Genomic DNA, 12,704 nt, shown 5'->3' with positions numbered 1-12,704 from the left:
CTTCAACAGCCATCCCATTTAAAGAAATACGCACCGCAATCACCATCACGGCATGTTCCACCCCCTGGCGTCCCGCCTTGACCTCATGACCACGTCCCTCACCACCACCGCCGCCGCCACGCCCCTCTTCCGCCCCCTGCAGCTGGGCCCGCTGCAGCTGCCCAACCGCATGGTGATGGCCCCCATGACCCGCGCCCGCAGCAGCCAGCCCGGCGACGTGCCCAACGCACTCATGGCCGCCTACTACGCGCAGCGCGCCAGCGCGGGCCTGATCGTCAGCGAGGCCAGCCAGGTCTCGCGCCAGGGCCAGGGCTACAGCTTCACCCCGGGCATCTACAGCGAGGCCCAGGTGCAGGGCTGGCGCCGCGTGACGGAGGCCGTGCACGCGGCCGGCGGGCGCATGGTGCTGCAGCTGTGGCACGTGGGCCGCATGTCGCACCCCAGCTTCCATGCCGACGGCCGGCCCGTGGCGCCCTCGGCCCTGACGCCCGCCGCCCGGGTGTGGGTGGCGGGTGACGACGGCGTGGGCCGCCTGCTCGACTGCCCCGTGCCCCGCGCGCTGGAAGCCGCCGAGATTCCCGGCGTGGTGGACGACTTCCGCCGCGCCGCCGCCAACGCCATGCGCGCCGACTTCGACGGCGTGGAGATCCACGGCGCCAACGGCTACCTGATCGACCAGTTCCTGCGCACCACGTCCAACCACCGCACGGACGCCTACGGCGGCCCGGTGGACCACCGCACCCGCTTTGCCCGCGAGGTGGCCGCAGCCGTGGCCAGCGAGGCCGGCGCCGAGCGCACGGGCATGCGCCTGGCCCCGTTCATCACCCAGCGCGGCATGGACTGCCCCGAGATCATCCCCACCATCCTGCACCTGGCACGCGAGCTGGACGCGCTGGGCCTGGCCTACATCCACCTGGCCGAGGCCGACTGGGACGACGCGCCCGCCGTGCCGGACAGCTTCCGCCACGCGCTGCGCGCCGCCTTCAGCGGCCGCGTGATCGTGGCGGGCCAGTACACCCCCGAGCGCGCCCGGCAGATCCTGGCCTCCGGCCTGGCCGACCTGGTGGCGTTTGGCCGGCCGTTCATCGCCAACCCCGACCTGCCCGCGCGCTATGCGGCCGGGCTGCCGCTGGCGGCCTTCGATCCGGCCCAGCTGTTTGGCGGCGGCGCACGCGGCTACACCGACTACGCGCCGGCCAGCAGCGCCCAGGCAGTGGCCGATGCGACGGTGGCCTGAGCGCCAACGCCGTCCCCCTTTTTCTTGCAACACCCAGGAGCCCCTCATGAAAGCCGTTGGCTACCAGACCGCCCATCCCATCGACCACCCCGAGTCGCTGCTCGACATCACCCTGCCCGACCCGGCGGCCACCGGCCGCGACCTGCTGGTGGAGGTGCGCGCCGTGTCCGTGAACCCCGTGGACACCAAGGTGCGCGCCAGCAGTTCACGCAGCGGCGACGGGCCCGGCTACAAGGTGCTGGGCTGGGACGCCAGCGGCATCGTGCGCGCGGTGGGTCCCGAGGCCACGCTCTTCAAGCCCGGCGACCGCGTGTGGTACGCCGGCTCCATTGCCCGACCCGGCACGAACAGCGAACTGCACCTGGTGGACGAACGCATCGTGGGCCATGCACCCACGTCGCTGGACTTTGCCGAAGCCGCCGCGCTGCCGCTCACGGCGATCACCGCGTGGGAGTTGCTGTTCGACCGGCTGAAGGTAACGCCCGGCAAGCAGCCCAGCCACAAGACCTTGCTGATCATCGGCGCCGCGGGCGGCGTGGGCTCCATCCTCACGCAGCTGGCCGCACGGCTCACCAGCCTGACGGTGATCGGCACCGCATCACGCCCCACTACGCAGCAGTGGGTGCGCGCGCTGGGCGCGCACCACGTCATCGACCACAGCCTGCCGCTCACGCAGGAGCTGGCGCGCATCGGCCACCCCACGGTGGACACCATCGTGAGCCTCACGCAGACCGACGCCCACTTCGACCAGATCGTGGAAGCCATTGCGCCGCAGGGCCAGTTCGCGCTGATCGATGACCCGGTGTCGCTCGACGTGACGAAGTTCAAGCGCAAGTCGGTGTCGGTGCACTGGGAGCTGATGTTCACGCGCGCGCTGTTCGGCACCGCCGACATGGTCGGCCAGCACCGCCTGCTGAGCGAGGTGGCGCAGCTGGTGGACGCGGGCCTGCTGCGCACCACGCTGGACCAGCGCATGGGGCCGATCAACGCCGCCAACCTGAAGCGCGCGCATGCGCTGGTCGAAAGCGGCTCGGCGCGGGGCAAGCTGGTGCTGGAGGGGTGGGGCTGAAGCCGGCCGCGTTGCCCTGCAGCCATCGGCGGGGATGAGCCGCAGGGCCCAAAAAATACTGTGATTAAAACCAGTCTTTGGGATATAAAGCAGGGCACCACAACCAAGGAGTTCTTCCATGCTGGACCACATGACTTTCCGCGTGACCGACATCGGCCGGGCCAAGGCGTTCTACAGCGCCGCCCTGGCACCGCTGGGCTACAGCCTGTCCTTTGAGGGCAACTACGGCATGAACATCCTGGGCTTTGCCTACCCCGATGCGTCCGAGCCCGACGGCAAGAAGGCCGATGTGTGGTTCATCGACGGCCCCTCGCCCTACGGCGGCCCCCCGGCCACCACGGGGTGCCACCTGGCGTGGCGCGCGCAAAACCGCGCCCAGGTCGATGCGTTCTACGCCGCGGCCATCGCCGCCGGCGGCAAGGACAACGGAGCCCCGGGCCTGCGGGCCGAGTACCACGCCCACTATTACGGCGCTTTCGTGATTGATCCGGAAGGCAACAACGTGGAAGCGGTGTGCCACACGCCCGCGTGACAGGCGCGCCGCGGCGCCGGCCGGTGCCAGCGCCAAATCGCTATTAAATTAATAGCTTCTTGCGCTTGCTGGACGGGCGCCAGAGGCCAAAAATACCAAAATCCCCGTCACGCGGCGGGCGCCGCGATGGTCTGGTCGATCGCGCCAAACACGCTGGCGCCGTCCTGGCCCTTGACCTCGATGCGGATGGTGTCGCCGTACTTCATGAAGTCGGTGCTGGGCTTGCCGTCCTGGAGGGTTTCGATGCAGCGCTTTTCCGCGATGCAGCTGTAGCCCTTGGGCCATTCCATGCGGCCGTTCTGCTTCACGCCCTTGTTGCTGACGGTACCGCTGCCCACGATGGAGCCTGCGCGCACGTTGCGGGTCTTGGCGATGTGGGCGATCAGCTGGCCAAAGTGGAAGGTCATCTCGGGGCCGGCGTCGCACATGCCGACCTTGCGGCCGTTCCAGGTGGACTGCACCGTGAGGTGCAGGCGGCCCTGCTCCCACGCATCGCCCAGCTCGTCCAGCGTCACGGCCACCGGGCCGAACGCCGTGGCGGGCTTGCTCTGGAAAAAGCCAAAACCCTTGGCCAGCTCGGCCGGGATCAGGTTGCGCAGGCTCACGTCGTTGGCAATCGTCACCAGCCGGATGCCGTCGAGCGCCTGCTCGGGCGTGGCGCCCATCTTCACGTCGCCGGTGATAACGGCGATCTCGGCCTCAAAGTCGATGCCCATGGCCTCGCTGGGCACCACCACGTCGTCGCAAGGGCCCAGGAAGTCGTCGCTGCCACCCTGGTACATCAGCGGATCGGTGTAGAAGCTCTCGGGCACCTCGGCGTTGCGCGCCTTGCGCACCAGCTCCACGTGGTTGATGTAGGCCGAGCCGTCGGCCCACTGGTAGGCGCGCGGCAGCGGCGCCATGCATTGCGCGGGGTCGAACGGAAAAGCGTGGCGCGCCCGGCCGCTGTTGAGCTGGTCGTACAAGTCCTGCAGCTGGGGCGACAGAAAGCCCCAGTCATCCAGCACCTGCTGGAGCCTGGCGGCAATGCCGGTCGCATAATGGGCCGTGCCCAGGTCGCGCGAGACGACCACCAGCTGGCCGTCGCGCGAACCGTCTTTGTAGGTAGCGAGTTTCATGGGAGCGAGGCCGGTGCGTCACCCAACACGAATTACGATTGGGTGAATTGATTTAACCAAACAAAACTCGCAAATTTTAGTGCACATGGACAAAGGCCGTGCGGGCATTCAATCGGTGGAGGTGGGGTTTGCGCTGCTGGACGGGCTGACGCGCTCGCGCGGGCCGCTGATGCTCAAGGACGTGGCCGCTGCCGCCGGCATGAGCGCTGCCAAGGCCCACCGGTACCTGGTGAGCTTTCAACGCCTGGGCCTGGTCACGCAGGACCCGCGCACCACACGCTACGACCTGGGCCCCGCAGCGCTCAAGCTGGGCTTGGCCTCCCTGGCCCGGCTGGACGCGGTGCGCCTGGCGCGCGATCGCATGCCCGCGCTGATGGAAAGCATCGGCCACACCCTGGCCCTGGCGGTGTGGGGCAACCACGGCCCGACCATCGTGCACTGGGAGGAGTCGCCCCAGGCCGTGACCGCCAACCTGCGGCTGGGCGATGTCATGCCGCTGCTGTCGTCGGCCACGGGACGGTGCTTTGCGGCCTACCTGCCGCCCGAAGTGGTCGCCCCGCTGCTCCGGGAGGAACTGGCGCGGGCGGCCGCATTGCACCGCACCGACCTGCCCGCCAGCCCTGCCGCGGTGGAGGCCCTGCTGGCGGAGGTGCGCGCGCAGGGCGCCGCCCGCGTCGTGGACACGCTGCTGCCCGGGATCGTGGCGTTCTGCGCCCCCGTGTTCGACGCCGGCGGCCACCTGGCGCTGGGCATCACGACCCTCGGATCGGTGGCCACCTTCGATCCCCAATGGAACGGCGCCATCGACACCCCGTTGCGGGCGGCCGCCGCCCAGCTGTCGCGCGACCTGGGCGCGGAAGGCTTCTGACACCGCCGCCGCACCGGCCCGCACCCCGCCCGCATGCCCCGTCGCACCCTCGTCTTCATCACCGCGCTGGTGCTCGCCCTGCACTGGCTGGCCCTGCGCGGGGTGCCGCTGGCGTGGGAGCCCCCCTCCCCCGCGCCGGCCGGCCCGGTGTTCAGCACCCGCAGCATTGCCCCGCCTCCGCTCCCTGCAGCCGCGCCAAATGCCCCCACCGAGGCCAGGGCCGCCGCACCCGCGCCCCGGCCCCAGCCTGCGCCGCGCCCCAAACCGCCGGCGCGCAAGCCCGCGGCAACCCCCGAGGCCGCACCGCCAGCCCCCGCGCCCCCCGGTGGCGAAGCGCTTGCAACGGCCGACCCGGGGGCTGCCCCGTTGCCAGATTTCCCCGTCCCGCCAGCCCCCGCGGCGGAAGATCCGGTCACGGTGGCCGCTGCTCCGCAGCCCCCTCCCGCCGCCGAACCTCCCGCGCCCCCCCCAGCCGCGGCCGCCTCCGCCCCGCCGCTGCCCGACACCGCCGGGGGCGTGGACATCACGCCCCCCGGCGGCCGCGCCCAGCCCGCCCCTGGGGCCCCGGCCCCGCCCGTGCGCATACCGCCGCCCACGCGCCTGAGCTTTGACGTGAGCGGGCAGGCCAAGAAGTTCTCCTACAGCGCCCGCGCCGAACTGCTGTGGCAGCACGACGGCAGCCGCTACGAGGCACGGCAGGAAATCAGCGCGTTCCTGGTGGGCACGCGCGCACAACGCAGCGTGGGCACCATCACCGCCGAGGGGCTGCAGCCCGAACGGTTCTCGGACCGGTCCCGCAGCGAGCAGGCCGCCCATTTCGATGCCGCCAAGGGACGCGTCACCTTCAGCGCCAACACCCCGGACGCCGCCGTGGGCCCGGGCGCCCAGGACCGCCTGAGCGTCTTTCTCCAGCTGGGCGCGCTGCTGGCCGCAGACCCGGGACGCTTTGTGCCGGGGACCCAGGTCAGCCTCACCACGGTGAGCGCGCGCAGCGCCGACCGCTGGACGTTCAACATCGAGGGGCCGGACACGCTGGACCTGCCCTCCGGCACCACCGCCACGCTCAAGCTGCAGCGGCTGCCCCGCAAGGACTACGACCAGAAGGCGGAACTGTGGCTCGCGCCCAGCCTGGGCTACCTGCCCGTGCGCATCCGCATCACGCAGGCCAACGGCGACTTTGCCGACCTGCTGCTGCGCGCCGCCAGCCCCCCATAGCCCCTATAGCGCCCGGCAGACGCCCGCGCTTCACCTGTTGCACGCACACGCCAGTGCGCCAAAAAAGCCGCACCGGCCCGCCAGCCCGGCCGTTTCATGAAATACTGCACCGCAGCAGGGAAGAAAGAAAAGCGGCGGTGCGCCCCGGGACCGGCGCTCTTGAACTCTGCACCCACGCTGTCATCTAAGGTCTATATCGACAAGGGGAACACGATGCACATGCTCTACGACTCAGAATCCTTCGTGGTAGTCCACATGCTGCCCGACGCCCCCGGAAAGCAGAGCAGCAGCCAGCCGCTCAACGACACCGCCCCCGCCGCTCCCCAATTGGCCCGCCACGGCTTCGAAATCGTGGACAAACGCTCCGGCAAGGAGGTGTACCTGGATGGCTCCTGGGCCGAGATGTTCCAGCAGCAGATCCTGGCATGGCAGCGTGAAACCCCCACGCAGGAAGAGGTGGAAGACACCCTGGACCGCTACGCGGGGCTGGCGCAGAACCCGGTGGTGGTGCACTGAGGCGCTGAGCCGCCCTGGCGTCCCGCCGTCCTAAGCCGCCTAGATTTCGATCACATCGGGCGGCAGCCCCTGGAGGTATCGCCCGTGCATGGCCACATACGCGGCCTCCAGGTCCCTCGCGAACTGCCGGCCATTGAAGAGGGGGGACTGCTCCTTCTGCGCCTTGAGCTTGTCCCGCAGCGACGAAAGTTGGGCGGGGTTCGTTGCGAGCTGGATTGCCAGGGCCTCGTACTCGGCGCAGGAGCGCGTCACCAGCTCCGGCAAGCCCACCGCCTGCAGCAGGCTGGCCGCGACACGCGCCGCAAACGACTCCCCCAGCCGGGTGAGCACCGGCAGCCCCGCCCACAAGGCGTCGCTGGCGGTGGTGTGGGCGTTGTAGGGCAAGGTGTCGAGGAACAGATCCGCCAAACGATGCCGTGCCAAGTGCAAGTCGGAGGACATGCGCGGCGCAAAGACCAGCCTGTCGCGAGCGATCCCCCGCGCCTGCGCTTCACGCCGCAGGTTTTCCGGCACGCCAGCGTTGTCCTCGAAGAGCCAAAGCACACTGCCCGGCACGGCCTGCAGAATGCGCATCCAGCTGTCAAAGACCGCCGGCATGATCTTGTAGTTGTTATTGAAGCAGCAAAACACGAAGGCTGATTCGGGGAGCCCCAGCTCACTGCGCGTGAACACGCGCTCGCTGATCACCCGTTGTGAGTCATTCACTTGGTAGCTATGGGGCATGTACACCAGCTTTTCGGTGAAGTGCACCTGCGCCTCGGGCGGCACCACGATTTTGTCCGCAATCACATAGTCCATGTAATCGGCCCCGGTGGTGCCAGGGTAGCCCAGATAACTCACCTGGATGGGCGCACAACGGTGGGAAAAAATGCGAAAGCGGTTGTCCAAGGTAAACCCCTTGAGGTCTACCCCGATGTCGATGCCAAGGTCGCGCGACATGCGGGCGATCTCGGCGCCCCCGAGTTCGCGCACGTCAATGAACCGGTCAAAGCTCGCTGCAACCCGGTCTCGCATCGCGTCGGCCGCCGGGGGGCCAAAAGAAAATGCAATCCACTCAAAACGATGGCGATCGTGGCACTCGAAGAGTTCCGCCATGAGGTGCGCGGTAGCATGGCTGTGCAAATCTGCCGAGTAGTAGCCCACCCGAATCTTGTCGCCGGGCGCACGCGGCTTGAGGGCGCCGAGTGCAGGCGATGCGGGGTACTCCGCCTCCACTTCTTTTTTCGCTACCTGCAACTGCAACGCCGGGTCATCGAACAAGGACAACGCGATGAATGGAGAAACCCGCATCTCGCCCTCTCGGAGGCTGCGCTCACAGGCTTTCAGCAAATCGCCGAGCCCCTCCCAGGCACAGCTTTTCATCTTGCCATGCACCAGAGCGCCCAACAAATACCGGATTTCCGGCTTTATACGATAGGCTGCCTCGTAATCTGCGGTGGCGGCATGGTGCTTATTAAAGCGTGCGTGCAACCCGGCGCGATTCAAAAGAGAATCCGGCACATCGAGCTCTAGCCGGGCTGCCTGGCCATAAACAGCCAGGGCCTCTTGGTGTTTATTCGCATCCAATAACGAAAGAGCAAGAAGCGACAGAGTATCTGCGTCTGCGGGCGACAGCTGCGCCGCCTGCTGGAAGGCCCGGACGGCATCGTCATACTGGAACAGTGCGCGGTATGCTGATCCGAGATTCTTGTGCGCGTTGGGCAGCTTGCCGTCGGACTGGATCGCCGCCCGAAAGTGCGAGATCGCCTGCTCCCACTGTTCCCGCTCCGCCAGAATGGCCCCTTTGGCGTTGTGCGCCTCGGCATGTTGGGGCCGCAGTTGGATGACCTGATCAAAGCAGCGCAATGCATCGTCAGGCCGCTCTGCATTGGCAAGGAGCACGCCCATGTTCTGGCAGGCATCCACATCCTGCGGGTCCACGGCAAAGGCCTGGCGGTAGCATTCCAGCGCCTCGTCCGCGCGTCCCAGCTGGCGCAAGGCGTTGCCCTTGTTGTTGAACGCCGCAGCCAGCTGCGGCTCCAGCGCAATGGCCTGGTCGTAGCTGGCGATCGCCTCGTGGGCGCGTCCCAATTCCTTGAGGGTGATGCCCCGGTTGACATAAGCGGCCGCAAAATCCGGGCGCAGGGCGATGGCGCGCTCACAATGCGCCAGGGCCTCTCCGTGGCGCTGCATGGCCCCCAATGCGAGCGCGCGGTTGACCTGGGGCGCAGGGTCGTCCGGGCCGTGCTTGATCGCCTGGCCGATGAGATCCACCGCCATCTGCAGATGGCCCGCCTGGTAGGCCAGAACGCCCTGCATGTGCAGCGCGCCCACATTCCGGGGGTCGTTTTTCAGGATGGTGTTGTAGAGCTGGTTGGCCCGGGCGAGCTGCCCTTGTTGATGGGCCTGCATGGCCTCTTCCAGCCACGCGGCCAGCTGGGCCTGGGAGGCCTGGGCAGGGCGAAAACCCAAGTTGTAGTGAATGCTCATGGTCCGAAGGGTGGCGCGGATGAAACAGGGTAGAACGCAACCACGGCCCCCCGTCAGGCGGGCCGGTGCAAGCTGTCGATTGTGCCGCGCCCCCCGGACCGGGTTCAGTGCCCCCCAGCGGGATACAGACGGTGGTACAGCGGCCCCACCAGCATCAGCACGGCGATCAGCCTGCACACCTGCAGCGCCGTGACCACCGGTACGCCCAGCTGCAGCACCTTGGCGGTGATGGCCATCTCGGTAATGCCGCCCGGAGAAGTGCCCAGCAGCAGCGTCACCCAGGGCAAGCCCGTCGCCCAGGCCAGCCCGCCGGCAAACAGCGCGCACGCCCCCATCAGCACCAGGGTGCCCAGCGCCACGGAAGCAAGCCAGCGGGGCGCGGTGCGAAGGAAATCCGCACGAAAGCGCACGCCCAGGCTCACGCCGATGACCAACTGGGCCGCGTTGACCAGGGGCTGGGGCACCGCGGACAGGCCGACGCCCGCCATGGTCAGCCCCATCGACACCAGCAGGGCCCCCATGAACCAGGGATTTGCGCGCCCCAGCCGGTCCATCAGCAGCGCGCCCACGCCGGTCAGCACGGCCATCAGCGCCAGGCCTGGCGCGCTGACCAAGCGCACCGTGGGCGGCAGGATGTCCAGGCCGTGCAGCCCGCTCCACTGCAGGGCAAACGGGATGGTCACGGTCACGATGAGGAGCCGGAGGCTGTGGCTGGCGGCCACCAGGTCGGTGCGGGCGTTCTCGCGTTCCGACAGCAGCGTCATCTCCGACGCCGCGCCAATGGCGCCGGCGAAATAGCTGGTGGCCCGCAGCATGGACGCGGGCACCCCGTGCATGCGCGGGGCGTGCACGCGGTACAGCCAGGCCCCGAACAGCCAGCCCAGCGCCAGCGCCCACGCGACGCTCAGCAGGATGGCCCACCAAAGCCCGCCGATCAGCGCCACCACCTCGGGGGTGAAATACAGCCCCAGGGCTGCGCCAATGGTCCACTGGCCCGCATTGCGCAGCGGGCCCCAGCTTTCCGTGGGACCTCCACCCATCGATACGAGGGAGGTGGCCAGCAAGGGGCCGATCATCCACGGCAGCGGCGTGTGCAGCGCGACGCAGGCCGCCGCAGCCGCCCAGGCCACCAGCAGCGTGACGACGATGCGCAAGGGGGAACGTGCGGACACCAGGGCCATGGAAGCTCGGTCAGGCAGAAACAAGAGGGCAGCGGGGCTGCGGCTTCAGCCGCCGAGCCGAAGCAGCGGGCCAGGCGGCCGCGCGGTGCGCAGGGGCGGCGGCTTCACGCCTCCGGTGGCCGCAGGTCACGCACCGCCAGTCTGCTGGAAAAAGGCGATGGTCCGGCGCAGTCCGGCATCCAGGTTCACGGTGGGTTCCCAGCCGCCCAGCACGGCGCGCGCCAGGGTGATGTCGGGTTGCCGCTGCCGCGGGTCGTCGCCCGGCAGGGGCCGGTGAACAATACGGGCGCTGGACCCGGTGAGGGCCAGTACCCGCTCGGCCAGTTCCAGGATCGTGAATTCGCCCGGGTTGCCCACGTTCACGGGGCCGGCGATGTCGTCAGGCGTGGCCATCAGGCGCACCAGGGCCTCCACCAGGTCGTCCACATAGCAGAAGCTGCGGGTTTGCGTTCCGTTTCCATACACCGTCAGGTCCGCGCCTTGCAAGGCCTGGACGATGAAGTTCGACACCACCCGGCCGTCGTCGGGCCGCATGCGGGGCCCGTAGGTATTGAACAGCCGGGCCACCTTGGTGCGCACGCCGTGCTGGCGCCGGTAGTCAAAGAACAGCGTCTCCGCGCAGCGTTTGCCCTCGTCGTAGCAGGCCCGCACCCCGATGGGATTGACATGGCCCCAGTAGGATTCCGGCTGGGGATGCACCGAAGGGTCGCCATACACCTCGCTGGTGGAAGCCTGCAGGATCACGGCGCCCCGGCGGCGGGCCAGCTCCAGCAGGTTCATCGCGCCGAGCACGCTGGTGCGCAGCGTTTTCACCGGGTCGGCCTGGTAGTGGACCGGCGACGCCGGGCAGGCCAGGTTGTAGATGCAGTCCACCTCGGCGTCCAGAGGCTGGGTGACATCGTGGCGCAACCAGCGGAAACCCGGCAGGTGCTCAAGGTGGGCAATGTTGCGCTCCAGCCCCGTCGAAAAATCGTCCACGCACAGCACGGCGTGGCCGTCTGCCAGCAGCCGCTCGCACAGATGGGAGCCCAGGAAGCCCGCGCCTCCCGTCACCAGCACTCGTTTTTTTTCAGCGGACCCGGCCGACGTCATGCTGCACCTCCGGCGGCCGTGCCGGGCACGTTGCGCCCCACGGTCACATAGTCAAAACCCTGCGCCCGCAAGGTTTCGGGCTCGTAGAGATTGCGCCCGTCCAGGACCAGGGGCCGGCGCAAGGCCGCCCGCAGGGCCGTGAAGTTGGGGCTGCGGAAAACCTGCCACTCGGTCACGATCAGCAAGGCGTCGGCCCCGCTCGCTGCGCCCAGGGGGTCCTGCGCATAGTGGATGTTCGACAGCAGCGCGGGCTGGTCGCGCAGGTCTTCCGCGAAGCACCGGCGCGCCTCGTGCATGGCCACGGGGTCAAATACCTGCACCTTCGCGCCGCGCTCCAGCAACTCGCGCACCAGCACACGGCTGCAGGCCTCGCGCATGTCGTCGGTGTTGGGCTTGAAGGCCAGACCCCACAGTGCAATGCAGCGCCCGGACAGGTCTGCTCCCAGCCGCTGCACCAGACGCTCTGCCAGCAGCTGCTTTTGCGCTTCGTTGACGCGGGCCACCGCCGCCAGCACGTGCATGGGCAGGCCGGCCTGTCCGCCCATGTGCTGCAGTGCCGCCACATCCTTGGGAAAGCAGCTTCCGCCGTAACCCACGCCAGGGTACAGGAAGCTGTCGCCGATGCGCGGATCGGCGCCGATACCCACCCGCACGGGCTCGATATCGGCCCCCAACGCATCGGCCAGGCGCGCCATCTCGTTCATGAAGCTGATGCGCGTGGCCAGCATGGCGTTGGCCGCGTACTTGGTGAACTCGGCGCTTCGGCGGTCCATGCAGATCACGCGGTCATGGCCGTGGGCGAAAGGCCGGTACAGCTCGCGCAACACCGCGCCCGCCCGCTGCTCGGCCGGGGTGTCGCCAAAGCCGACAATGATGCGGTCAGGCCGCATGAAGTCGTCAATGGCGCTGCCTTCCTTGAGGAACTCGGGGTTGGAGACCACGGCGAATTCCGCCGCGGCCTCGGCACCCGCCGGCCGGCCGCGCTCGGCCAGGGCGGCAGCCACGGCTGCGTGCACCGCGTCACCCGCCCCCACCGGCACGGTGGACTTGTTGACGATGACCTTGAAGCCTGTCATGTGGGAACCGATGGCCCGTGCCACCTGGAACACGTACCGCAGGTCGGCGCTGCCATCCTCGGCGGAGGGCGTGCCCACCGCGATGAACTGGACCTCGCCATGCGCCACGCCCTGCGCCACGTCCGCCGAGAAAGCCAGGCGCCCCGCGCGGGCATTGCTGTCGACCAGCTCCGCCAGGCCAGGCTCATAGATAGGCACCTCGCCACGCTGCAGGGCGGCGACCTTGGCCGCATCCGTGTCAACGCACAGCACATCATTGCCCAGCTGCGCAAGGCACACGCCCGTGACGAGCCCTACATAACCGGTTCCGAAGACAGTGAGATTCATGGAA

Annotated in this window: 11 protein-coding genes; 6 read left to right on the top strand and 5 right to left on the bottom strand. The window is 68.6% G+C overall.

All coding sequences use genetic code 11. The features are described from left to right. The first annotated feature begins 85 nt into the window (after positions 1 to 85). The 3 genes from ACOYR3_RS03185 to ACOYR3_RS03175 all read left to right on the top strand — a co-directional run bounded on the left by ACOYR3_RS03185 (position 86) and on the right by ACOYR3_RS03175 (position 2,838). Positions 86 to 1,237 (top strand): alkene reductase, encoded by a 1,152-nt coding sequence (locus ACOYR3_RS03185; protein WP_422845056.1) that lies wholly within the window; start codon positions 86 to 88, stop codon positions 1,235 to 1,237. 46 nt (positions 1,238 to 1,283) lie between these two features. Then, positions 1,284 to 2,306, top strand: coding sequence for a zinc-binding alcohol dehydrogenase family protein (locus ACOYR3_RS03180; protein WP_422845055.1), 1,023 nt, complete (start codon positions 1,284 to 1,286; stop codon positions 2,304 to 2,306). A 118-nt stretch (positions 2,307 to 2,424) separates the two neighbouring features. Then, entirely contained in the window at positions 2,425 to 2,838 is a 414-nt protein-coding gene (locus ACOYR3_RS03175; protein ID WP_422845054.1) for a VOC family protein, read from the top strand. Between the two features lie 107 nt (positions 2,839 to 2,945). Here ACOYR3_RS03175 and ACOYR3_RS03170 read toward each other — a convergent pair whose 3' ends face one another. After that, a complete protein-coding gene (locus ACOYR3_RS03170) occupies positions 2,946 to 3,956 on the bottom strand; it encodes a fumarylacetoacetate hydrolase family protein (protein WP_422845053.1) in 1,011 nt (336 codons plus the stop codon). Between the two features lie 85 nt (positions 3,957 to 4,041). Here ACOYR3_RS03170 and ACOYR3_RS03165 point away from each other — a divergent pair, with 85 nt between their 5' ends. The 3 genes from ACOYR3_RS03165 (at position 4,042) to ACOYR3_RS03155 (ending at position 6,555) form a co-directional block, all read left to right on the top strand. Then, a complete protein-coding gene (locus tag ACOYR3_RS03165) occupies positions 4,042 to 4,824 on the top strand; it encodes an IclR family transcriptional regulator (RefSeq protein ID WP_422845052.1) in 783 nt (260 codons plus the stop codon). A 33-nt stretch (positions 4,825 to 4,857) separates the two neighbouring features. Then, positions 4,858 to 6,039: a DUF3108 domain-containing protein gene (locus tag ACOYR3_RS03160; protein WP_422845051.1), complete on the top strand. Its 1,182-nt coding sequence runs from the start codon at positions 4,858 to 4,860 to the stop codon at positions 6,037 to 6,039. Positions 6,040 to 6,252: 213 nt separating this feature from the next. Further along, complete coding sequence (locus ACOYR3_RS03155; protein ID WP_422845050.1) at positions 6,253 to 6,555, top strand: BTH_I0359 family protein; 303 nt, start codon at positions 6,253 to 6,255, stop codon at positions 6,553 to 6,555. A gap of 39 nt (positions 6,556 to 6,594) precedes the next feature. On the opposite strand, the gene ACOYR3_RS03150 is transcribed toward ACOYR3_RS03155, so the two are convergent. The 4 genes from ACOYR3_RS03150 to ACOYR3_RS03135 all read right to left on the bottom strand — a co-directional run bounded on the left by ACOYR3_RS03150 (position 6,595) and on the right by ACOYR3_RS03135 (position 12,700). Beyond that, positions 6,595 to 9,024 carry a tetratricopeptide repeat protein gene (locus ACOYR3_RS03150; protein WP_422845049.1) on the bottom strand — a complete coding sequence of 810 codons (2,430 nt, stop codon included), beginning with the start codon at positions 9,022 to 9,024 and terminating at the stop codon, positions 6,595 to 6,597. Positions 9,025 to 9,128: 104 nt separating this feature from the next. Then, the gene (locus ACOYR3_RS03145) at positions 9,129 to 10,205 is read right to left on the bottom strand and encodes an AbrB family transcriptional regulator (RefSeq protein WP_422845048.1); all 1,077 of its coding nucleotides are present in this window, start codon (positions 10,203 to 10,205) and stop codon (positions 9,129 to 9,131) included. Between the two features lie 126 nt (positions 10,206 to 10,331). Continuing rightward, a complete protein-coding gene (locus tag ACOYR3_RS03140; protein WP_422845047.1) occupies positions 10,332 to 11,297 on the bottom strand; it encodes a UDP-glucuronic acid decarboxylase family protein in 966 nt (321 codons plus the stop codon). Continuing rightward, positions 11,294 to 12,700 (bottom strand): UDP-glucose dehydrogenase family protein, encoded by a 1,407-nt coding sequence (locus ACOYR3_RS03135; protein ID WP_422845046.1) that lies wholly within the window; start codon positions 12,698 to 12,700, stop codon positions 11,294 to 11,296. The genes ACOYR3_RS03140 and ACOYR3_RS03135 overlap by 4 nt, the downstream gene beginning before the upstream one ends. Positions 12,701 to 12,704 lie beyond the last annotated feature (4 nt).

This window comes from Acidovorax sp. M2(2025) (assembly GCF_049330835.1).
In the GTDB taxonomy this organism is placed as follows: domain Bacteria; phylum Pseudomonadota; class Gammaproteobacteria; order Burkholderiales; family Burkholderiaceae_C; genus Acidovorax.
Note: the sequence above shows the minus strand (reverse complement) of the source record. Positions and strands in the feature narration are given on the sequence as shown.